Consider the following 22469-nt stretch of genomic DNA (forward strand, 5'->3'; position numbering starts at 1 on the left):
GCGCGCTGTGACGAACGTCGTGGTGAGCGCGGCCCACGCCCGCGGACCGCGCTCACCACGCGTCAGGTCAGCGCCAGGGCGCCCACCCGTCGGCGCCGGCCAGGTACGCCTCGCGGGTGTGCGCGGCGGCCTCGTCGTCGGTCAGCTGCGGGCGGCCGTCGACGACCTCGCCGGCGGGCGCGGCGCCCGGGCCGGCGTTGCGGTACTCCCGCATGAAGTCGTCGCGCCACGACCAGCCGCTCATGTCCGACCAGGCGGGCGTGCTGACGTGCGCGCCCAGCCACGAGTCGCGGACGACGACCGACGGGTCGACGAGCGGGTTGCTGCTGGGGTGCCACGGGCGGCCGAGGAACACGGTGCCCGCCGCGGCGTCCGACGTGAACCGGGTGCCGGTGAACAGGAAGCCCTTGCCGCCGGGCACGGTCGCCGGGGCGGCCACGTACCCGTTGTTGGTCGCGGACCCGCGGTCGAGCGAGCGGATCTCCGAGTCCTCGACGACGAGGGTGCCGCCGCCGTAGACGAAGTCGACGTCGCCCTCGATGTACGAGCCGGTGACCCAGGTGCGCGCCGCCGTGGCGCCGGAGCCCGGGTCGGCCAGGTACGTGTCCTGGTTGCCGAGCAGGCGCACGCCGTCGAGCACGGTGCGGTCGCCCGACGTCCGCAGCGCGAGCGCCTGGCTGCCGCCGTTCGCGGCCTCGTCGTAGGCGTTCTCCACGGTGAGGTCGCGCAGCGTGACGTCGTCGGCCAGCACGGACAGCACCGGCGAGCCGGTGTGCCCGAACGTGCCGCCGTAGAACTTGGCCTGGCCGGCGGCGAGGTCGTAGGTGAGCACCACGTCCTCCGGGTCGCCGGTGGCGCCGCGGATCGTGATCCCGTCGGCGCCGGGCCAGACCCGCACCACCTCGCGGTAGACGCCCGGCTCGACGACGACGTCCACCGGGTGCGGCGACCGCGACGCCGCGCCCACCGCGGCCCCGATCGACGCGTAGTCCCCGGTGCCGTCGAGCGCGACCGTGACCGTGCGGCGGACCTTCTCCGGCGCGCCGAGGGTGCCCGCGCCGGCCGTGACGATGCGGGTGACGTCGGCGACGGCGTCGGGCGTGTACGCGTACCGCGCGGCCGGGTCGAACGTCGGGCCGGTGTCGTCCTTGCGCCCGCGGATGGTCGTGAACCGGTTGTCGCGCGAGTCGACCTTCGACGCCGGGTCCTTGGCGACGATCGCGTCCTCGCCGTTCGAGTACACGCTCGACTCGACGACGAGCTGCGACGCGCCGCGCGACATCGTGCCGTACTGCGCCTGCCCGTCGAACCAGTTGTTGTAGAGGTGGCCGGCGGCGACGTTGTCGATGCTCGCGTTGCGCTGGTAGGTGTTCGAGAACCGGTTGTGGTGCATCGTGATCTCGGTGACCACGTTGTCGGTCCAGCCCACGCCCACCGTCTTGTTGTGGTCGTGCAGGTAGTTCCACGACAGCGTGACCGCCGTGGAGTCCTTGCGGACGTCGATCAGCCCGTCGCCCAGGCGCGTGAGCTCGTTGTGGTCGATCCACACGTGGCTGGAGGTGTCGACGCGGATGCCGTCGTTGTCGTTGTCGGCGCTCTTGCCGTCCCAGTCGCCCGGCACGTACGAGTCGCGGAAGCGCAGGTTGCGCACGACGACGTTCTCCACGTGGTCGAGCCGCAGCCCGACGCCGACCAGCTCGGCGCCGGACGCGAACCCGACGATCGTCTTGTCGCTCGCCACGTCGATCATCGAGCCGAACTCGGCCGGCTCGATGGTGCCCTTGACGTAGATCGTCAGCGGTTCGTCGGACGCCGCGGCCTCGGCGAGCGCGGCCGCGTCGCGGACGGTGACGGAGCCCCCGCCCGCGCCGCCCGTGGTGCCGTGCGGGAGGTCGTCGGTGGGCGTGGAGGCGAAGCCCGTCGCGACGGGCGACCAGACGGGCCCGTCGGCCGTCGTCGTCGTGGGCGCGCCGATGCGCTCCAGGACGGCGGCGCCCGCCGCGGCCGGGTCGCCGTCGGACGGCGCCGCCTGGGCGGCGGGGGCGAGCAGGGTCAGGGCCAGCACCGGGGTGCCGAGCAGCGCGGCGGCGCGGGTGGTCGTGAGTCTCATCGTTGCTCCTCGATCAGGTCAGGAGGGTCAGGAGTGGCGGGGGTCGTCGGTCGAGAGGCCGCCGCCCACCAGGGGGACGTCGTCCAGCACGGTGCCGCCGGCGGCGTCGCGCAGGGCGAGGGTCTCCCTCGGGCCGCCGGCCTCGGCGTCGTACGCGTTCTCGAGCGTGAGGTCGCGCAGGGTGACGCCGTCGGCGAGGACGGTCGCGGTGGCCCAGTCGCTCGCGGGCTTGTCGTAGGTCACGACGACGTCGGCGGGGTCGCCCGTCGCGCCGCGGATCGTGAGGCCCTCGGCGCCCGGCCAGACGGTGAGCACCTCGCGGTACGTGCCCGGTCCGACGACGATCTCGACCGGCCGGGGCGAGCGCGACGCCGCGCCCACGGCGGCCTGGATCGACAGGTAGTCGCCGGTGCCGTCCTGCGCCACCGTGACCTGCCGGCCGAGCCGGTCGTCGCGGGTGGTGCGGGTGCCTGCGTACCGGCTCAGCAGCGGCACGACGTCCTCGACGGGGTCGGCTTCGTAGTCGTAGAGGTCGGACGCCTCGAACGTGGGCCCGGTCTCGGCCGGCTCCTCGCCCCAGTTCCCGCGGAACAGGTTGTCGCGCTGGTGGAGCCTGGCGGCGTCGCCGCTGAGGATGAGCGGGTTGCGGGCGTTCTCGTAGACGCTCGACTCGACCAGCAGCTGCGACCCGCCGCGCGACGTCGTGCCGTACGAGCTCACCCCGGACAGCCAGTTGTTGTAGAGGTGGCCGAGCGCCACGTTGTCGATGCTGCCGTTGCGCTGGTGCACGTTCGAGAACCGGTTGTGGTGCAGCGTCAGCGTGGTCACCACGTTGTCCGTCCACCCGACGCCGAGCGTCTTGTTGTGGTCGTGGAAGGAGTTCCACGACGCCGTCACCGCGGTGGAGTCCTTGCGGACGTCGAGCTGGCCGTCGCCGAGCCGCGCGAACTCGTTGTGGTCGACCCAGACGTGGTCCGACGTGTCGATGCGGATGCCGTCGTTGTCGTTGTCCGCGCTCTTGCCGTCCCAGTCGGCCGCGACGTACGAGTCGCGGAACGTGAGGTTGCGGATGATGACGTTCTCGACCTCCAGCAGCCGCAGCCCGCCGCCGACGAGCTCGCCGCCCGCCGCCGCGCCGACGATCGTCTTGTCGCTCGCCACGTCGATCATCGAGCCGAACGGCTCCACGTCGAGGGTGCCCTGCACCAGGATCGTCAGCGGCTCCTCGGCCGCGGCCGCCTCGGCCAGTGCGGCGGCGTCGCGCACCGTGACGGTCCGCCCGCCCGCTCCGCCCGTGGTGCCGGCGGGGAGCTCGTCGGTCGGCACGGACGCGAAGCCCGTCGCGGTGGGGGACCACACGGGACCGTCCGCGGAGGTCGTGGGCGGGGCCCCGATGCGGTGCAGCAGCGCCCGGCCTGCGGCCTCGGCGTCCGTGCCCGACGTCGCGTGCGCCACCGGGGCGAGCAGCGTCAGGCCCAGGACCGGGGCGGCGAGGGCCGCCGCGGCACGGCGGGCCCGCGGTCCCGGGCGGCGGGAGCGGGGGGAGGGGGTGCGGTGCGGGGTGGGTCGATGGTCCGCGCTGAAGGGCATCGTCGCGCCTCTCGTGAGACTCGGGCCCGGTGGCCCTCGGGTCGGGACGAGCGGGGCGGCGGCCGGGGCCCGTCGACGACGGCGGGGTGCCCGGTGGTGCCTGTCGTTGCTGGTCGTGCTGCTCGTGGTGCGGCCGACGTCGGTGTCGGTCTTCCCGTGCCCGTCGCGCTCTGCGACCGGAAACGCCTCAGAAACCGGTTTCTCACAACGTAGCCGAGGACGGCGCCCGCGTCAATAGTTCAGCCGCCGATATCAATCGGCTCGGAGGGCGGAGCTGTCAGGCGGCGATGCCGAGCCGGTCCCGCCAGCGCTCCCACGGCGGTGCGACCGCCCAGTTCAGCCGCAGCGTGCGCACGGCCCGCACCAGGCGTCGACGGCGGGCGTACCGCAGCGACCGGGCGGACACGCCGACGCGGAGCCGGCGGTCGCGGACGATCCGGCGGCGGGGCCCGAGGGCGAACGCGAGGTCCAGGTCGTCGTGGATCTCCGGGTCGACCCGTTCGACCTGGTCACGCACGGCCCACCACGTGCTGCGACGGAACGCCATGCAGGAGCCCCACAAGGCCGTGTGGCCGAGCGCCATCCGGGTGCTGGCGTAGTACGCGGAGAGGTACAGCGCGCACGCCCAGCGGCCGCCCCGCAGGTCGGTGAACGTCCCCGTCCCGGTCACGGCGTCGGCGGCGGGGTCGTCGGCCAGGTGCTGGGCGACGGCGCGCACCCAGCCTGGCGCGGGCTGCGAGTCGGCGTCGAGGCGCGCCACGACCTCGCCCGCCGCCGCGTCGTACCCCGCCGCCGCGGCGGCGGGGATGCCGACCCGCGGCTCGTGGACCACGACCGCCCCCGCGCGTCGGGCGACGTCGGCGGTCCCGTCCGTCGAGGCGTTGTCCACCACGACGACCTCGAGCGGGGCGAGCGTCTGCGCCGCGAGCAGCGCGAGGCACCGCTCAAGCGCTGCGGCGTCGTCGCGGGCAGGGATGACGACCGAGACCGTGGGGAGCGGCCGTCCCGAGAACCGGGCACCCGGCGCCCTCGTCACGGGAGCCCCCGTGCCGGGGTCCGGGCGGCACCCCGGGCGACGAGCCATGCCGCCGCGACGCTGCCCACGAGCGCCGCCGCGAGGTCGCCGGCGGTGTCCGGGTACGTCACGTGGATGCTGTCGTCGACGAACCGGTGCCCCACCGCCTCGAGCAGCTCCCAGACGACGGCGAGCAGCGCGCCGAGGCCGAGGGTCGTCAGGGCGGCCGTCGCGCGGGGGCGGACGGGAGACGTCGCGAGGCCGTCCCGGGTCAGCACCTGGTGGGCCAGGGCGGCGAGCGCACCGGTCGCGACGGCGTGCACGAGCAGGTCCAGGCCCGCGACCCGCTCGTAGAGACCGGCCACGGCGCACCAGGCGGCGGCGAGCACGGCGGTCCCGCACGTGACGTCGAGCCACGCGGCGGCGCCGGACGCGCGGGGCACCATCGATCCGCCCAGGACGAGGGCGAACAGCGCGACCGCGACCCAGTCCGACGTCGCCGCGGCGACCAGGAGGCTCACCAGGGCCGCGGCACGGACGACGTCGCCCAGCACGATGCCCCACGTCGGCCGCCCCGGCGAGGGGCTCCAGGCCGTCCTGGTGCGCGTGGTCCACGGTGCCGGCGTCACGTGGCCAGCCTAGGCAGCGACGGCGGAAGCCCACCCGCCGAGGAGGCGGGAGGGCCTCGGCCGCCACCCCTCAGGACAGCCGGGCGGCGCCCACCCGTCCCACCGCGAGGTCGGCGACGTCCCCGGCGCCCGTGATGTCGAGGCGCCGGTCGACGACCGCCGCCACGACGTCGACCTCGAGGGACGACCCTGCCGGCACCGTGCGGACCGTGTCCCAGGCGAGCGCCGGGCCCAGCCCGACGTAGTCGCCCACGCGGGCGAACCACGGGTCGGGCTCCCCGGACGCCTGGGCCAGCACGAGGGTGGTCCAGGCCGGCCCGGTGCGCCGCACGACGGCCACCCACCGGCTGCGCGAGCCGTGCACGTCGCCGCCGCGGTCGGGACTCAGCGCGAAGGCCTCGTCGCCGGACGGGAGCCGCCAGAACCAGCCGCCGTACCCGGCGCCGGGCCGGCCGTGGGTCGCCGGGCTGCCGATCTCGAGGTCGGCGTCGCCGGCGAGCAGGCTGCCGTGCCAGCCGAGCGCCCACGCGTCGACCTCCGGCAGCACGACGGCCGTGAGCCGCCGCTCCTCGGTCAGCTGCACGCCCCCGCGCTCGTCCAGCCAGTGCACCTGCTGGGTCAGTGTGGCGCCGTCGTCCGTCACCTCCGTCCGCCCGGCCTCCTGGCGGCCGTGGTTCGCGAGCAGCGTCGGCCCCTGGTCGCGCACGTACGTGCGCCCGCCCCAGTGGCTGGTGCCGTCCACGTCGGCCACCGCCATCGAGACGCCGTAGTGGTGGCGGTGGTCCAGCGGGCTCTTCGTCGTCATCGCGACGCCCTGCGCCGAGTGCACCGGGTGCAGGAACGGCCGCGGGCTGTGCACCCCGGGCATGCCCTCGCCCCGCGAGTAGCGGCTGAGGGGGCGGTCGTCGCCGACGCCGAGCACCCAGTCGTCGTCGACGGGCCGCCACCGCGCCCGGACCGTGTCGTCGCGGGCGTGGGCGCGCCCCGCGAGGTCCGCCGAGGTCACGCCGAGCCGGCGCGCGGGCGGTACCGGCCCGGTGCTGCCCCGCACCACCAGCCCCGGGGTCACGTGCACGGCGATGCCCTCCGCGCCGAGCCGCGTGCGCTCGGTGCCGAGCACGCGGGCGTGCAGCAGCTCCCACGCGCGACGGCCGAGGTCGGCCTGCGGCACGGCGGCCGTGGTCAGCGACGGCGTCGCGTAGCGGGCGAGCTCGATGTCGTCGAAGCCGCCGATCGAGATGTCTCCCGGCACCGCCACGCCGGCCTCGTTGAGCCGCGCGAGGAGGCCGAACGCGACCAGGTCGTTGAACGCCACGACGCCCGTCGCCCCGGTCGCCAGCACCGCGTCCGCCGCGCGGTACCCGGCGTCCACGGTGGGGCCGCACGGCACGGTCGTGACGCGCAGGCCCGGGTGCCGCTCGCGGGCGTCGTCGAGGGCGCGGGCGCGCAGCCCGTTCGACGCGCTCGAGCGCGGGCCGGCGACGTACGCGAGCTCGCGGTGCCCGAGCGCGACCAGGTGGTCCACCATGCTGCGCACGCCGGCCGCGTAGTCCACGCGCACGCTCGGCACGGTGAGGCCGGGCACGTGCCGGTTGACCACGACGACCGGCTCCAGCCGCGGCAGGAGCTCGAGCAGCGCGTCCTCGGACGTGCGCGGCGCGGCGAGCACGAGCGCGTCGCACCGCTGCCGCGCCTCGAGCGCGACCTCGGCCTCGTCGGCCGTGTTCTCGGCGGTGTCGGCCACCAGGACGCGGTAGTCGTGCGGGGCGGCCGCCGCCATCGTGCCGCGCAGGATCTGCTGGAACATCGGGTTCGCGAGGTCCGGCACGACCAGCGCCACGGAGTTGGTGCGACCCAGGGACAGGCTGCGCGCCACCCGGCTGGGCTGGTAGCGCAGGTCCTTCGCGGCGACGCGCACCCGCTCGGCGATGTCCCGGGCGACGCTGGCCCGGCCGTTCATCACCCGCGAGACGGTCGCCCGCGACACCCCGGCGGCGGCCGCCACCTCGTCGATCGTCGGGCCGCCCGAGCGGGCCATCAGGCGTCCTTCCCGGCCACGGTGACGCGCACCGGGCCGAAGGCGCCGCCGTCGCCCGGCCGCAGGTCCGCCCCGAGCGGGGCGCTCGCGAACAGGCCGACCTCCGCACCGATCCAGTGGCCGACGACGGCCTGCCACGGGGGCGCGGCCTCGTGCCACTCCGCGTCGTCGTCCCCGGGCGGGGCGTCGTCGCGCCAGGCCCAGGTGACGCGGCCCTCGGCGTCGACGGCGGTGCGTAGGACGACGCCCGTCGCGCCCGCGGGCACGGGCTCCTGCGCGAGGATCTCCTCGTCGCCGTAGGTGCCGCCCCGTCGCACCGTCACCTCGACGCCGCCGGGCGTGCGCACCAGCCCGGCCCAGGCGTACTCGCGGCCGAGGACGACGACGCCGGCGCGGGTGCCGGGCGCGTCGCCCACGAGCCCGACCGGGGTCTCCCACGTGCTCGGCTGCCCCGGCAGCTGCTGGCTCAGGACGGCGCCCTGGTCGCGCAGGTTGCCCCGGGGCGAGGGCTGTGCAGGCAGGCGCAGCGTGCCGCCGCCGTCGGCCACGGCCCAGCCCTCGGCGGGGTTCGCCTGCCAGTGCCAGCGGGGTGCGAGGCCCGGGGAGGCGAAGTCGTCGCCGCGCACCGGCTCTCCGGGCTCGGCGGCCGGTACCGGCGTCGGGTGCGTGAGCACGGGCGAGCCCTCCTCGCCCATGACCGGCCATCCGTCGTCGTCCCATCGCATCGGCTGCAGGTGCACGACGCGGCCGAAGACGCCGCGGTCCTGGAAGTGCAGGAACCAGTCGGCGCCGTCGGGGGTGTCCACCCAGGCGCCCTGGTGCGGGCCGTTGACCGGGGTGTCGCCCTGGGCCAGCACCACGCGGTGCTCGTACGGGCCCCACACCGACCGGGACCGGAACGCCGTCTGCCAGCCGGTCGCGACGCCGCCCGCCGGCGCGAAGATCCAGTACCAGCCGTCGCGCTGGTACAGCTTGGGGCCCTCGAGCGTGCGGAAGCCCGGCAGCTCGTCGCCGTCGACCACGGTGCGCGCCGGCCCGACGACGCGGCGCAGGGCGGGGTCCACCTCGACCACCGTGAGGCGGTTCTTCACGCCGGCGCGGCTCTTGGCCCAGCCGTGCACGAGGTAGGCGCGGCCGTCGTCGTTCCACAGCGGGCAGGGATCGATGAGGCCCTGGCCCGGCACCAGGCACCAGGGCTCGGACCACGGGCCGCGCGGGTCGGCGGCCGTGAGGACGAAGATCCCGTGGTCCGGGTCGGGGTAGACGATCCAGAACAGGCCGTCGTGGTGGCGCAGGCTGGGCGCCCACACCCCCGAGCCGTGGCGGGGGAGCGCGTAGTGCCCGGACTGGGGCAGCGCGGGCAGCGCGTTCGCCACGTGCTCCCAGCTCACGAGGTCGCGCGAGTGCAGCACGGGCAGCCCGGGGGCGCGGTTGAAGCTGGACGCGATCAGCCAGTAGTCGTCCCCGACGCGCACCGCGTCGGGGTCCGGCCAGTCCGCGTCGAGGACCGGGTTGCTGTAGTAGGTCATGGTCGCCTTCCGTCACGTCGCTGGGACAGTCGGCGAGAAACCGTGAGAAACCGGTTCCCGCCGTGCTGTGCCCAGCCTAGCAACCGGTTTCCGCCGGAGGGAACGCTCGGTGCGTCGAAACGGTGCGGCGGGCCCCTCAGCCGGCCAGCACGTGCGACACGTAGAGGGCCGCGGCGCCGACGAACGAGACCGCGCCGACGGCGAGGGCCACCTGCTGCATGCGGCGGTGGCCGACGCCGCCGCGGAGCCGGACGGCCGCCCAGATCACGGCGGCGGCGGCCACGAGCGGGACCACGAAGAGCGCCAGGGACACGACGGCGAGCACGACCAGCCAGACGTCCGCGGCGGGCGTGGCGGCCGGGGGCGCAGGGGCCGCCGGGACCGCCGGTGCGGCCGGGGTCGATGCGGCGGCGATGGCGTCCACCGGGCCCAGCTCGTCCAGCACGCGCCGGGCCCCGGCGTCGTCCGACCCGTGCAGCGCGAGCGACTCCGCCGCGTGCTCGCGCACCGCGGCGAGGGTCTCGGCGCGCTCGCGCGGCTCGCTCGCCGCCAGCGCGTGCTCGAGGTCGGCGAGGTACGCCTCGACGAGCGGGGGGAACGCGGGTGCTGCGGTCATCAGGGCTCCAGGGTCGTGCGGACGTCGGCGGTGAACCGGGACCAGGTGGCGGTGAACGTCTCGAGCGCCGCCTGGCCCTCGGTCGTGAGCTCGTAGTACCGGCGCGGCGGGCCCATCGGGGACGCGACCTGTGTCGTCGTGACCCAGCCCTGCTGGCGCAGCCGCGAGAGCAGCGGGTACAGGGTGCCCTCGCTGGTCAGCAGGGTGCTCGTGGCGCCGAGGCGCTCGGCGAGCTCGAGGCCGTAGGCCGGCCCCGATCGCAGGCAGGCCAGGACGCAGTACTCCACGACCCCTTTGCGGAGCTGGGTGAGGACCACGTCGGAGCCCGGTACCATGCCACACAAGATAGCAGTTTCTTGCGTCGCAAGGTAGCGGGCGCGACGGGAGCCCCGGACGGCGCGCCGCCCGGGGCTCGTGTCAGTGTCCGGTTCAGCCCCGCGCGTCGTCGGCGACGGCCAGCGCGAGCTCGCAGAACATCGAGTCGGCCCACGAGAACCAGGGCCGGGAGAACGATGTCGGGTCCGACGGGTCGAAGCTCTCGTGCACGTGGCCGGTACCGGCGTCGGTCTCGGCCACGAGCTGCAGCAGACGGGCCCGGTCCTCGGGCGTGCCCGTCAGTCCCTCGACGGCGAGCGCGATGGGCCACACCCGGCCCGGTCCGGTGTGCGGGCTGCCGACGCCCGCCGTCACGGTGCCCGAGAACCAGTACGGGTTCGCGGGGCTGAGCACGAAGGAGCGCGTGGCCCGCCAGACGTCGTCGTCGAGCACGTCGGGGGCGATCAGCGGCAGGGAGAGGAGGGACGGAGTGTTGGCGTCGTCCATGCACAGCACGCCGCCCAGCCCGTCGACCTCGTACGCGTAGATCAGCGCGCCGCGAGCCGAGGCGGCCGGGGAGGGCACGGTCCCGTGCGCCTCGACGCCCCGGACGAGCTCGCGGGACAGCGCGCGTGCGTCGTCGGTCAGTGCCCGGTCGCCGTAGACCTCCTCGGCGATCTCGGCGACCGCGAGCAGAGCCTGCGCGGCGAACAGGTTCGCCGGCACGTTGTAGCCGTACGTGCAGGCGTCGTCGGACGGGCGGAAGGCGCTCCACGTCATGCCCGTGAAGCCGACCGGGGTGCCGCGGCCGTCACGCGCGAGCGTCTCGGTGGGGATCGTGGTCTCGCGGCTGAAGCGGTACGGCGACGCGTCGTGGTGCTGCTCCGTGCGCCACTGGTCGACGACCGTCCGCAGCACGCGGTGCGCACGGTCGTCGAACACGTCCGTGCGACCCGTCTCGCGCCACCACCGGTGGGCGAGCGTGACCGGGTACGCGAGGCTGTCGACCTCGTACTTCTGCTCCCACACGTGCGGGTCGTCGCAGACGTCGTCGGGATCGTAGTGCGCGCCGGTGGGGCCGTCGTTGAACGCGTTGGCGTACGGGTCGTGGTCCAGGCAGGCGAGCTGTCGGCGCACGACGCCTGCCACGAGGGCGGCCAGGGGCGCGCAGTCCGCGAGGAACCGCAGGTACGGCGTGAGCTGGGTGGTCGAGTCCCGCAGCCACATCGCCGGGATGTCACCGGTGATGACGAAGATGCTGCCGTCCGCGCCCACCGTGAGGGTGTCGGTGAGCGTGCGCCGCAGCGCGGCGAGCACCATCGCGCCGACACGCTCGCCCGACGTGGCGCGCACGCGCTCGGCCGCCGCGTGCAGCGTCGCGTCGATCGCCGGGTGGAGTGGCGCCGGGTCGAGGGGGGTGGTCGTGGTCAGCGGTCCCACGGGGTGGTGTCCTCCCGGTCGGTGACGCGCACGACGGCGGCGTCGGCGGGCTCGTCGAGGTCGGGGGTGCACCACGCGCCGACGGTCACGGGCACCGCGGCCGGCTCGCCGGTCGCCCAGGAGCCGAGCGCGTCGAGGCCGAGGTCGAACGTCAGGGACGTCGTGGCACCGGCCGCGACCGTGGCGCGCCGCACGCCCAGGAGCGTACGGCGCCGGGGGCGGATGCCGCGCTCGTGCCGGCGCCCGTAGAGCGGCACCGACAGCTCGAGAGCATCGGGCCCGGAGTTCGTCACCTCGACGGACAGCGCGACGGTGGCGCCGGCGGCGAGGTCGTCCGCGCGGACGGCCGCGGCGCGGGTGCGCACGGTGGTCGTGACGCCCGGTGCGTGCGCGGCGCCGAAGGGCAGCCCCCGCACCCCGGGGTGGTCGAGGTAGCCACGGGCCGTCTCGAGGCGCTCGTCGTGCGCCACGGGCACGACGCCGTCGGCCACGGGGAACGTGGCGGGCAGCCTGCCGGAGGCGGCGCCGGTGAGCAGCACGTCGGCGATCGCGGCGCCGCCGGTGGGGCCGGGGAACGGGACGACGAGCAGGGCGTCGACGAGCGGCAGCAGCGCGGTGAGCACCCGGGGGCGGCCGTCGACCACGACGCCGACCACGGGCCGGCCGGACTCCCGCGCCGCGCGAGCCACGTCGAGCTGGGCCTGCGGCAGCGCGACCGACGAGAGGTCCACGCCCTCGCCGTTCGTGGTGTCGGGGGCGGGCCCCTCGACGGCGCCGTTGTCGGCGAACTCGTCGTCGTAGGAGCGACGGCTGGTCCCGCCGAGCACGACCACGGCCACGTCGGCCGCAGAGCATGCGTCCCGGACGGCGTCGAGCGCGCCGGTCCCGTCGGGCTGCTCGTCGAGGGGACCGCGCAGGCGGCTGCCCGGCGCGTGCCGTACCCGGTCGGCGCCGAGCCGGTCGGCGAGCGCGGACAGCACGGTGGACGCGGCCGGGTCCGCCGGCGGGCGCGGCGGCGTGTAGTCGCCGAGCTGGGCGTCGAGGTCGTCGGCGTTGGGGCCGACGACGGCGACGGTCGTCCCGGCACGCAGCGGCAGCACGCCGTCGTCGCGCACCAGGGCCACGGACTGCCGCGCGGCACGCTCGACGAGGGCGACCACGTCCCGTGCCGGGGTCTGCAGCGGGGCGGGCACGGGATCGCCGAGCAGCCCGAGCCGGTGCTTGAGGGCGAGCACGCGGTCGACGGCGCGGTCGAGCACGGACTCCTCGACCAGGCCCCGGTCCAGGGCCTCCTCGACGTGCGTGTACGCCTCGTCCCAGAGGCTGAGGTCCACCCCCGCCTCCAGCGCGAGCGCCGCGGCGGACGCCGGGTCGGGGGAGCTGTCGCGCAGGCGGTCGATCGCGGTGCCGTCGGCCATGACGAGCCCGCGCCAGCCCCATGCCTCCCGGATCGTGCCGGTGAGCAGCTCCTCGTTGGCGCTGCACGGCACGCCGTCGACGTCGTTGTACGCGGCCATGTACCCCGCGACGCCCGCGCGCGCCGCGGCGTACGCCGGGCGCAGGTGCAGCTCGCCGAGCTCGCGCCGCCCGATCGGGGCGCCCGACCCGTTACGACCGCCGATGCCGGCCCCCTGGCCGGCGAGGTGCTTGGCCACGACCGCGACGTGGGCGCCGTCGATCGCGTCGTCGCACGACGTCGTGCCCTGCATCCCGCGGACCGTCGCCCGGACCAGCATCGCGGCGAGGGCCGGGTCCTCCGAGAAGCACTCCTCGGCCCGGCCCCAGCGCGGGTCGCGCAGCACGTCGAGGCCCGAGACGAGCGCAACGTGCGTGCCGCGGGCGCGCGCCTCCGCCGCCACGAGGGCACCGAGCTCCTCGGTGAGCGCGACGTCCATGCCGGCGCCCAGCGCGAGGTTGACCGGCAGCGTCGTCCCGCCGAGCGCCATCAGCCCGTGCGGGGCCTCCTCGACGAACAGGACGGGCAGGCCGTCGCCGTGCCGGGTCACGTGCTCCTGCACCGCGGCGTACGCCTCGGCGCTGCGCTCCGGGGGCACGCCGTTCCCCCAGTGCACCGCCGACCACGGGTCGGCGCGGAGCACGCCGTAGAGGGCGCCGAGCCCGCCCCACCGGTCGACCTCGGCGCGCAGGGCGTCGGTGACCCGCGGCGCGCCGTCGACCCAGCGGACCGCCTCCCAGCCCTTGAGGCGCTGGTTGACCTGGCCGATGCGGGAGCGCAGGGACAGCGAGCCGGCGACGACGGCCGTCATCCCTTGACCGCCCCCGACAGCAGCGCGCGCTGCATCTGGCGCTGCAGCACCGTGTACACGAGGTAGACGGGCAGCAGCGTGAACAGCGTGCCGGCCATGAGGACGCCGTAGTCGGTGCCCGCGTCCACCTTGAGGGTCGGCAGTGCCACCTGGATGGTGCGCTGCGCCGTGTCCGGGCCGATGAGGATCAGCGGGTACAGGTAGGCGTTCCAGAACGACAGGAAGTTGAGCAGCAGCACGGTCGCGATGCCGGGGATGCAGATCGGCAGGTAGACCTGCCGGAGCACCTGCAGCGAGGTGGCACCGTCCATCGACGCCGCCTCCTCGAGCTCCCGCGGGATCGTCCGCATGAACGACGTGAGGATGACGACGGACAGCGGCAGCGCGGTGGCCGGCAGCAGGAGCACCACGAACGTGCGCGTGTGGAACAGTCCGAGCGCCGCCGCGAGCAGGAACGTCGGGAAGAGCGCGGCGAACGACGGGATGAGGAAGCCGAGCGCGAAGACGCCCTCGACGACCTTGCCGGCGCGGCCCCGGGCGCGGGCCAGGGCGAACGACGCAGGGAGGGCGAGGACGAGCGTGAGGACCAGGGCGCCGAGCGTCGTCAGCACCGAGTTCGCGATGGCGAGCCAGAGGTCCGCCTGGTCGATCGCCGTCACGAAGTTCGACAGGTCCCACGTGATCGGCAGCGCCAGCGGGGACTCGAAGATCTCCTCGTTGTCCTTGAACGACGAGACGATGAAGTAGTAGAAGGGCACGATCAGCAGGGCGGCGTAGATCCAGGCGAGCGTGCCGCTCGTGATCGAGCCGATGCGGTCGCGCAGGGGCAGGGCTGCGGTGCGCCGGGCCATGGCGGTCTCCTTGGCAGGTCGGGGATCAGTGGGTCGCGCGGAGCACGCGGCGGATGACGCCCATGCCCAGCAGCCCGATCACGAAGAGGATGACGCCGACGGCCTGGCTGTAGCCCAGGTCGGCCTCGACGAACGCCTTCTGGTAGATGAGGTAGGCCAGCGTCGTCGTCGACGTCCCGGGCCCGCCCTGGGTCAGGAGCAGGACGTTCTGCGCCGAGTTGAACAGCATCGACAGGAACTGCAGCATCGTGACGACGCCGATGAAGTCGCGGGCGATCGGCCAGTACATGCGCCAGGCGATGCGCCAGTCGCCGGCGCCGTCGATCCGTGCCGCGGACACGATCTCGGCGTCCACGCCGTCGAGGCGGGAGGCGATGAGCACGGCCGAGTAGCCGATGCCGCTCCACAGCTCGACGGCGATGATCGCGCCGAGCGCGGTGCTCGGGTCCGCGAGCCAGGCCGTGCCGTCGAACCCGAGCGGGCGCAGCACGCCGTTGACGAGGCCGTCCGGGTTGAGCATCGCGTAGAACACCATGGCGGTGGCGGGCGCGGAGATGAGCGCCGGGATGAAGAGCAGATAGCGCAGCACCCGGTGCCCGCGGGGCTTCTGCACCACGTAGAACGCGAGCAGGAACGCCAGCACGATCATGATCGGCAGCCCGACGACGATCTGGACGGCGGAGTTGCGCGTCGCGGCCCAGAAGGTCGCGTCGGAGAACACGGCCGCGAAGTTGTCGAGGCCGGAGAAGCTCGGCGTGACGAGCATGCCCGGCCAGGACAGGAACGCGATGACGAACATCGCGACCACGGGGCCGATCATGAACACCGCGTACCAGACGAGGGCGGGCAGGGCGAGGCCCGGGAACCGCTCGCGGAGCGTCCGGCGGCGGGTCCGGGAGGTGCCCGGCGGTGGGGTGCGGGTGGCGGCGGGGGCGTCGGCGTCGACGAGCGCGGTCATGGGGATCCTTTCGGGGCGCCGGCGGTCAGGCCGCGTCGTAGGACTTCTCGAACGCGTCGACGATCCGTTCGGCGGACGCGGAGGACCCGTAGGCCATGGCGGTCACCTTGATCATCGGTTCGAAGACGGAGTCGGGGATGAGCAGGTCGGGCAGCATCACGGGCGTGACGTCGTCGTCGGTGAGGCGGGACGCCTGCGCGACCAGGGGGAAGTCCTGGCTGACCGTGTCGGTGACCCGGTTCATGTCGCGGCCGGAGCCCAGGATGAACGCGTCGGTGACCTCGTCGGAGTACAGGTCCTGGACGAACGGCTTGATGAGGTCGAGCTTGTCCGCGCCGTTCTCGCTGATCCAGATGCCGTGGCCGTTGTAGCTCTTGATGACGCTGGGGCGGGCCAGTACGCCCCCCTCGGACGGCATCGGCCAGCCGCCCACCGTGACCTCCTTCGCCCGTTCGTTCGGGACGAGCGCGAGCGCCGAGGACATCGCGGGCACGATCGCGGCCTTGCGGGTGTTGAACTGCGTGAGCTCCGAGTCCGAGGTGTAGCCCTGCACGTCGTCGACGAAGACGCCCGCGTCGCGCAGCTCGACGAAGTGCTCCACGCCGGCGACCGCACCTGCGCTCTCGGACAGCCTGCCGGTCGAGAAGACGGTGCGCGCCTCCTCCTGGCTCAGGAAGCCCTGGAGGATCTGGAGGAACAGCTTCTGCCCGCTCCAGTCGGAGCCGCCGACCGTCACCGGCCCGATGCCCTTCGAGCGCAGGGCGTCCGCGACGGCGACGAGCTCGTCCGAGGTGGTGGGGATCTCGACGCCGGCCTCCTCGAGCAGCCCGGTGTTGAACGACACGGGCCAGTTGGTGCGCGTGAAGGGGAACGCCCGCAGACGTCCTTCGTCGTCGGTCCACTCGGCGACGGCCTCGGGGAGGATCTTGTCCCGCAGGTCCCAGGCGTCGAGCAGGTCGGTGACGGGGATGGTCGCGCCCGCGCCCGTCCAGCCGAGGGTGCGCCCCATCATGTTGACGATCGCGACGTCGGCCTGCTTGCCGGCGAGGGTGCTCGTCTCGAAGACGATGGGAAGGTCGGAGCCGTTCTTGAGCTGTGCGACGGTGCGGCCCGTGCGGCGCTGGTAGGCCGCGACCACCTCCGAGAACACCTGGGCGCCGGCGACGGCGCCGCTGAGCTGGGTGTGCACGGAGATCGAGCCCGGCCCGCTGGAGGCGGGGACGAGGGCCCCACAGCTCGCGAGGAGCGGCGTGGCGATGGCGCTGCCGAACACGGCCTTCAGCACGGCACGCCTGCTGACGTCGTGGGTCACTGAGCCTCCCTGGGAGCTACGGTGCGTCGTTCGGGTGGTCGGAGACCGTCCTCCGACACCGCTCGTTGTAAAGCGGTACACATCAAGTGGCGTGCAACGTATACCGCTTTACATGCGAGGGTCAACCCCCTACTCTCGGACGCACCATGACTGCAACGAGCCCGAAACGCGTGACGATCGCGGACGTCGCCCGGCGCGCCGGCGTCTCGCCCTCCGCCGTGTCGCACGCCTTCAACGGGCGGCCCAACGTCTCCGAGGCGACCGCGGCCCGGATCCGTGCGGCGGCGGACGAGCTCAACTGGCGGCCGAACTACGCGAGCCGCAAGGTCTCGGGGCAGGGCGGCCGCAGCCTCGGGCTCGTCATCGCCCGGTCGCGGGACACCTTCGGCCGCGACCCGTTCTTCATGCGCCTCCTCGCCGGGCTCACGGAGCCGCTCGCGGACATCGGGTGGTCGCTCTCGCTGACCCTGGTGCAGGCCGACGAGGAGGAGCGGGTCTACCGGCAGTGGTGGGCGGAGCAGCGGGTCGACGCGTTCCTGCTCGTGGACGTGCGGGACGACGACCCGCGTCTGTTCCTCGTCAAGCAGCTCGGCGCCCCGGCGGCGCTGCTCGGTGCGCCGGTCGGGGACGGGGTCGCGGCCGTCACCGTGCAGGACGAGACGGCGTTCACCACCGTCCTCAGCCACCTCGCCGGACTCGGCCACCGCAGCGTCGCCCGCGTCACCGACGCCCCGGGCCTCGCGCACACGGGGACCCGCGACCGACGCTTCGCGGGTGCGGCCGCCGAGCTGGGGGTCGAGGCCACCTTCCACGCCTGGGACCCGGAGGCCGACGACCCGGTCGCCGAGCTGCTCGGCCGCCTCGGTGCCGCCACCGCGATCGTCGTCGACAGCGAGTCGATCGCGGCCCAGATCGTCGCGCACGCGCCGGAGGTCGGCGTCCGGGTGCCGGACCAGCTGTCCGTCGTGGCCTGGGAGGACTCCTGGGTGTCCTCCCTCGTGCGGCCGCGGCTCACCGCTCTCGACGCCCCCGTCGAGGAGAGCGCGCGCACCGCGGTCGCGCTGCTCGAACGACTCGTGCGCGGCGAGGCCGCCGAGTCCCGGACCGTCAGCGGCCGTCGTCTGGTCGTGCGCGACTCGACGGCGCCCGCACCCCGGTAACCCACCCAGCACCACCGAGACCCACCGAGACCCGCCCCACCGAGACCCGCCCCACCGAGACACAGCGAGGAAGCACCTTGACTTCGACCGTGCCGCGCTTCGGCGTCAACTACACCCCGTCCCGCGACTGGATGTTCCAGTGGATGGCCGTCGACCCCGACGTCGTCCGCGCCGACTTCGAGGCGATCGCCGGGCTCGGCGCCGACCACGTCCGCGTCTTCCCGCTGTGGCCCGTGCTGCAGCCGAACCGCACGCTGGTCCGCCGGCGCGCCCTCGACGACGTCGCGCTCGTCACCGACGTCGCCGCGGAGTTCGGGCTCGACGTCGCGGTCGACGTCATCCAGGGGCACATGTCAGGCTTCGACTTCGTCCCTGCCTGGCTCGTGAACTGGCACGACGGCAACATGTTCGCCGACCAGGGCGCGGTCGACGCCCAGGCCGCCCTCGTGGCCGCCGTGTACGACGCCGTGCGGGACCGCCCGAACTTCCTGGGCCTCACCCTCGGGAACGAGCTCAACCAGTTCCTGGAGCCGAACCCCGCGGCGATGCCGGCGACCACGGACGAGGTCACCCACTGGCTCACCTCGCTGCTCGACGCGCCCCGCGACCGCGACCCGCGCCACGTCGTCGTGCACAGCGAGAACGACCACCTCTGGTACTGGGACGACCACTCGTTCCTGCCCGAGCACGCGGCGCGCCTCGGCGACATGACGACCGTGCACTCCTGGATCTTCAACGGCACGGCCGCGACCTACGGCGCCCTCTCGCCGCAGTCCGTGCGCCACGCGGAGTGGATGATCGAGCTGTCGAAGGCCTTCGCGACGGACCCGCGGCGCCAGGTGTGGCTCCAGGAGGTCGGCGCCCCGTCGATGAACCTCGCCGAGGCCGAGATGCCCGAGTTCTGCTCGCGCACCATCGAGGCGGCCCTCACCTCGAGCGAGCTGTTCGCCGTCACCTGGTGGTGCTCGCACGACGTCACGCGCGACCTCGCCGACTACAAGGACCTCGAGTACTCGCTCGGCCTGCTCGACACCGAGAACCGGGTCAAGCCGCTCGGCCGCCGGTTCGCCGAGGTCGTCGCGGACGCCCGGCGGGGAGCGCTGGCGCTCGCGCAGCCCCGCACCGTCGGCGTCGTGGTCGACGTCGACGACGACGACCTCCCGCGCTCGCGGCCCTCGCTCGGGCCGGGCGGCGCCGTCTTCGAGCTGTGGCACGAGCTGCGTGAGCGGGGCACGGACGTCACCGTCGTGACGAGCGCGACCGCGGCCGACCCGGCGGCGCTGGAGGCGCGAGGGATCACCGAGCTCGCGCGCGCCGAGGCACGGCCGGCCTGACGCCGGCTCAGCCCGCCGCCCTGCGCACCAGGGCGGTGAGCTTCTCCTCGAACGCTGGGGTCCAGGCCAGCACCGCGAAGGCGGTCGGCCAGAAGTCGCCGTCGTCGAGGTGCGCCGCGGGGTCGAAGCCGACGGTCGCGTAGCGGGTCTTGAACTTCGCGGCGGGCTGCACGAAGACGACCATCTTGCCGGCGGCGTCCGCGAAGCCGGGCATGCCGTAGTAGGTCTTGGGCACGAGGTGGGGCGCGACCTCGGAGGTGACCCGGTACAGCCCCTCGGCGATGGCCCGGTCGGTGCCCTCGAGTGGCTCGATCGCCTCGCGCACCGCCTTCTCGCCCGCGGCACGGTTCTTGCCGGCCTTCTCCTGCTCGCGCAGCTCCTTGGCGCGCTGCTTCACTGCCGCGCGCTCGTCGGCGCTCAGACCCTCGGACGTGGCCATGACGTTCCTCCCGGTGGGTGGGGCGGCGCCGTCGTGCGCCGCTGAGAACCAGGCTAGGGAGACACCTCCCCGCCGCGCTTCTCCGTTCCTGATCAGTACGGACGGGTGCGGGACCGGTGCGGGACACGGGCCCGCGCACGACGACGCCCCGCCGTCCGGGGAGGCGACGGGGCGTCGTGCGGCGGGCCGGCGTCGGCGACAGACCCGCACCGGGGTGTCAAGGCCCGGTGTGCTGGAGGGCGGTCGGCCCTAGAGGTGCGGCAGCACGTGCCGCGCGTACCGCTCGCCGACCGTGCGGGCGGTGTCGCGGGGGTCGTCGGCCCAGATCTCCTCGTTGAAGATCTCGGTCTCGACGTCCCCGGCGTAGCCCGCCTCGGCGACCCAGCGCGAGATCGTCGGGAAGTCGACGTACCCGTCGCCCACGTGGCCGCGCGAGTTGAGCGGGTCGGCGGCGAGCGGCAGGTTCCAGTCGCAGACCTGGTAGCCCGCGATCCGCCCCTCCGCCCCGGCGCGCGCGATCGACCCGCGCAGCTGCGGGTCCCACCACACGTGGTACGTGTCGACGACGACGCCCACGGTCTCCGGCGCGAACGGCGCCGCGAGGTCGAGCGCCTGCCCCAGGGTGGAGATCACCGCGCGGTCGGCGGCGAACATCGGGTGCAGCGCCTCGAGCACGATCCGGACGTCGTGCTCGGCCGCGAACGGCGCGAGCTCGGCGATCCGGTCGGCCACGCGGGCGCGGGCGGCGACGACGTCGCGGTCGCCCGGCCCGGCGTCGGGCCGCGGGCCCCGACCGGGCTTGCTGAGGGCGGGCAGGCCGCCGACGACGAACACCAGCTCGCGGGTGCCGACGCCCGCCGACTCCTCGATGGCGCGCTTGTTGTCGTCGAGCGCGGCGGCGATGCCCGCGTCGTCCGCGGCCGTGAGGAACCCGCCGCGGCACAGCGACGAGACGCGCAGGCCGGCGTCCGACACGATGCGTGCCGCCTTCTCCGCGCCGTGCTCCTGCACCTGGTGGCGCCACAGGCCGACCGCGCCGAGCCCGGCCGCGGCCGCGGCGTCGACCGCCTCCGCGAGCGTGGCGTGCTTGACGGTCGCGGTGTTGAGGGAGCAGCGGCTCAGGTCGGTGTCGGACGCGTGGCCCGCCCCGGTGGGCTCCGTGCCCGACAGGCTCATGCGGACACCCCGTTCGTCACCAGCAGGGCGTCCAGACGGCGGGCGGCCAGGGCCGGGTCGAGCAGCATGCCGCAGCCGTCGGCGAGACGGGCCAGCTCCACGAGGTGCGCCAGCGAGCGGCCGGACTGGAGGCCGCCCACGAGCTGGAAGCCGGACTGGAAGCCGTTCAGCCACGACAGGAACGCCACGCCCGTCTTGTAGTAGTAGGTCGGCGCCGCGAAGATGTGCCGGCCCAGCTTCTCGGTCGAGGCGAGGATCGCGTGCCCACGCGCGCCCTCTCCGGCGTCGAACGCCTGGAGGGCCGTGGACGCGGCCGGGTAGATCGCGGCGAAGATGCCGAGCAGGGCGTCGGAGTGCCCCTGCTCGTCGCCCGCGATCAGCTCGGGGTAGTTGAAGTCGTCGCCCGTGTACAGACGCACGGGCGAGCCGTCGAGACCAGCCAGCGCCCGGCGCAGCCCGATCTCGTGCTGCGCGTCGAGCAGCGACACCTTGACGCCGTCGACCCGGTCCTGGTGGGCCTTGATGAGGTCGAGGAACGTGGCGGTCGCGGACGCGACGTCGTCGGACCCCCAGTAGCCCGCCAGGGCCGGGTCGAACATCGTGCCCAGCCAGTGCAGGACGACGGGCTTGTCGGCCTCGGCCAGCACGGCGTCGTAGACGCGGGCGTAGTCCTCGGGGGAGCGGGCGACCTTCGCCAGCGCGCGCGAGGCCATGACGATGACCTGCGCCCCGGCGTCCTGCACCACGTGCACCTGCTCGCGGTAGGCGTCGATCACCGCGGCGAGGCCCGCCTCGCCGGGCTCGACCGACGCGGGGTCGAGCTGGTCGGTGCCCGCGCCGCACGCGATGCGCGCTCCGACGGACGCGGCCTCGGCCGACGACCGGCGCACCAGCTCCTGCGTCGCGGCCCAGTCCAGGCCCATCCCGCGCTGGGCCGTGTCCATGGCGTCGGCGACGCCGAGCCCGAACCGCCAGATCTCGTGCCGGTAGGCGAGCGTCGCGTCCCAGTCGACGACGGCGGGCGCGCCCGGCACGTTCTCGGCGCCGACCTGCGGCACGACGTGCGCGGCCGCGAACGCGACGCGCGACGTGATCGGCGCGGCCGGGGCGTGCCACGGGCCCGGCGCGTTGAGCTCGCGCACCTCGGTGCCGGTGGCGCGTCCCGCGGCGTCGAACCGGGGGAGGCGCACGGTGACGCCGCTGGGCGCCAGCTCGGGGGCGAGCGCGGGGTCGAGGGCCGGGGCGAGCCGAGCCGGGGGCGTCACAGCGTGATCTCCGGGACGTCGAGGCGGCGGCCCTCGGCCGACGACTGCAGCCCCAGCTCGGCGAGCTGCACGCCGCGCGCGGCGGACAGCAGGTCGAAGCGGTGCGGGCGGCCGGCGACGACGTCGCGCAGGAACTCCTCCCACTGCAGCTTGAAGCCGTTGTCGAGGTCGGCGTTCGCGGGCACCTCGAGCCACTGGTCGCGGAAAGGCTCCGTGACGGGCAGGTCCGGGTTCCACACGGGCTTGGGGGTGTGGGCGCGCTGCTGAGCGACGCACTTGCGCAGGCCCGCCACGGCGGAGCCGTGGGTGCCGTCGACCTGGAACTCCACGAGCTCGTCGCGGTACACGCGCACCGCCCAGGAGGAGTTGATCTGCGCCACGACCGGGTCGCCGCCCGGCGTCTCGATCTCGAAGATGCCGTACGC

At 74.5% G+C, this 22469-nt stretch carries 18 protein-coding genes and 1 pseudogene; 2 read left to right on the forward strand and 17 right to left on the reverse strand.

Annotation, left to right across the window (positions count from 1 at the left end; translation table 11 throughout):
- Positions 1–67: 67 nt before the first annotated feature.
- From ACFWEK_RS00775 to ACFWEK_RS00835, 13 genes are all read right to left on the reverse strand, one after another.
- The gene (locus ACFWEK_RS00775) at positions 68–2110 is read right to left on the reverse strand and encodes a pectinesterase family protein (protein ID WP_430552752.1); all 2043 of its coding nucleotides are present in this window, start codon (positions 2108–2110) and stop codon (positions 68–70) included.
- Positions 2111–2137: 27 nt separating this feature from the next.
- Positions 2138–3700 (reverse strand): pectinesterase family protein, encoded by a 1563-nt coding sequence (locus tag ACFWEK_RS00780; protein WP_430552753.1) that lies wholly within the window; start codon positions 3698–3700, stop codon positions 2138–2140.
- 277 nt (positions 3701–3977) lie between these two features.
- Positions 3978–4736, reverse strand: coding sequence for a glycosyltransferase family 2 protein (locus tag ACFWEK_RS00785; RefSeq protein WP_430552754.1), 759 nt, complete (start codon positions 4734–4736; stop codon positions 3978–3980).
- Complete coding sequence (locus ACFWEK_RS00790) at positions 4733–5344, reverse strand: hypothetical protein (RefSeq protein ID WP_430552755.1); 612 nt, start codon at positions 5342–5344, stop codon at positions 4733–4735. The genes ACFWEK_RS00785 and ACFWEK_RS00790 overlap by 4 nt, the downstream gene beginning before the upstream one ends.
- Before the next feature lie 70 nt (positions 5345–5414).
- Entirely contained in the window at positions 5415–7382 is a 1968-nt protein-coding gene (locus tag ACFWEK_RS00795) for a DUF6807 family protein (RefSeq protein WP_430552756.1), read from the reverse strand.
- On the reverse strand, positions 7382–8911 hold the full coding sequence (locus tag ACFWEK_RS00800; RefSeq protein WP_430552757.1) for a family 43 glycosylhydrolase: 1530 nt from the start codon (positions 8909–8911) through the stop codon (positions 7382–7384). Before ACFWEK_RS00800 ends, ACFWEK_RS00795 begins: the two co-directional genes overlap by 1 nt.
- A 136-nt stretch (positions 8912–9047) precedes the next feature.
- Positions 9048–9527: an HAAS signaling domain-containing protein gene (locus tag ACFWEK_RS00805; RefSeq protein WP_430552758.1), complete on the reverse strand. Its 480-nt coding sequence runs from the start codon at positions 9525–9527 to the stop codon at positions 9048–9050.
- Positions 9527–9862 carry a PadR family transcriptional regulator gene (locus tag ACFWEK_RS00810; RefSeq protein ID WP_430552759.1) on the reverse strand — a complete coding sequence of 112 codons (336 nt, stop codon included), beginning with the start codon at positions 9860–9862 and terminating at the stop codon, positions 9527–9529. Before ACFWEK_RS00810 ends, ACFWEK_RS00805 begins: the two co-directional genes overlap by 1 nt.
- 94 nt (positions 9863–9956) lie before the next feature.
- On the reverse strand, positions 9957–11282 hold the full coding sequence (locus tag ACFWEK_RS00815; RefSeq protein ID WP_430548066.1) for a glycoside hydrolase family 125 protein: 1326 nt from the start codon (positions 11280–11282) through the stop codon (positions 9957–9959).
- Entirely contained in the window at positions 11270–13549 is a 2280-nt protein-coding gene (locus ACFWEK_RS00820; RefSeq protein WP_430552760.1) for a glycoside hydrolase family 3 protein, read from the reverse strand. The genes ACFWEK_RS00815 and ACFWEK_RS00820 overlap by 13 nt, the downstream gene beginning before the upstream one ends.
- Positions 13546–14400, reverse strand: a complete 855-nt coding sequence (locus tag ACFWEK_RS00825) for a carbohydrate ABC transporter permease (RefSeq protein WP_430552761.1) — start codon at positions 14398–14400, stop codon at positions 13546–13548. Before ACFWEK_RS00825 ends, ACFWEK_RS00820 begins: the two co-directional genes overlap by 4 nt.
- 25 nt (positions 14401–14425) lie before the next feature.
- Positions 14426–15358: a carbohydrate ABC transporter permease gene (locus ACFWEK_RS00830; RefSeq protein WP_430548063.1), complete on the reverse strand. Its 933-nt coding sequence runs from the start codon at positions 15356–15358 to the stop codon at positions 14426–14428.
- A 25-nt stretch (positions 15359–15383) separates the two neighbouring features.
- The gene (locus ACFWEK_RS00835) at positions 15384–16670 is read right to left on the reverse strand and encodes an ABC transporter substrate-binding protein (RefSeq protein WP_430552762.1); all 1287 of its coding nucleotides are present in this window, start codon (positions 16668–16670) and stop codon (positions 15384–15386) included.
- 170 nt (positions 16671–16840) lie between these two features.
- Between ACFWEK_RS00835 and ACFWEK_RS00840 the strand changes: the two genes are divergently transcribed.
- Positions 16841–17830, forward strand: a complete 990-nt coding sequence (locus ACFWEK_RS00840; RefSeq protein WP_430552763.1) for a LacI family DNA-binding transcriptional regulator — start codon at positions 16841–16843, stop codon at positions 17828–17830.
- 77 nt (positions 17831–17907) lie between these two features.
- Positions 17908–19164: a glycosyl hydrolase gene (locus ACFWEK_RS00845; RefSeq protein WP_430552764.1), complete on the forward strand. Its 1257-nt coding sequence runs from the start codon at positions 17908–17910 to the stop codon at positions 19162–19164.
- A gap of 7 nt (positions 19165–19171) precedes the next feature.
- Here the strand turns inward: ACFWEK_RS00845 and ACFWEK_RS00850 are convergent, their stop codons facing one another.
- The 4 genes and pseudogenes from ACFWEK_RS00850 to ACFWEK_RS00865 form a co-directional block, all read right to left on the reverse strand.
- Positions 19172–19603, reverse strand: a complete 432-nt coding sequence (locus tag ACFWEK_RS00850) for a hypothetical protein (protein WP_430548059.1) — start codon at positions 19601–19603, stop codon at positions 19172–19174.
- Positions 19604–19852: 249 nt separating this feature from the next.
- Positions 19853–20779: a sugar phosphate isomerase/epimerase family protein gene (locus ACFWEK_RS00855; RefSeq protein WP_430552765.1), complete on the reverse strand. Its 927-nt coding sequence runs from the start codon at positions 20777–20779 to the stop codon at positions 19853–19855.
- On the reverse strand, positions 20776–21969 hold the full coding sequence (locus tag ACFWEK_RS00860) for a dihydrodipicolinate synthase family protein (protein WP_430548099.1): 1194 nt from the start codon (positions 21967–21969) through the stop codon (positions 20776–20778). The genes ACFWEK_RS00855 and ACFWEK_RS00860 overlap by 4 nt, the downstream gene beginning before the upstream one ends.
- Positions 21970–22040: 71 nt before the next feature.
- Positions 22041–22469 (reverse strand): annotated as a pseudogene (locus tag ACFWEK_RS00865) (gfo/Idh/MocA family oxidoreductase); the annotation flags it as partial.

This window comes from Isoptericola sp. NPDC060257 (assembly GCF_042726645.1).
Lineage (GTDB): Bacteria > Actinomycetota > Actinomycetes > Actinomycetales > Cellulomonadaceae > Isoptericola > Isoptericola nanjingensis.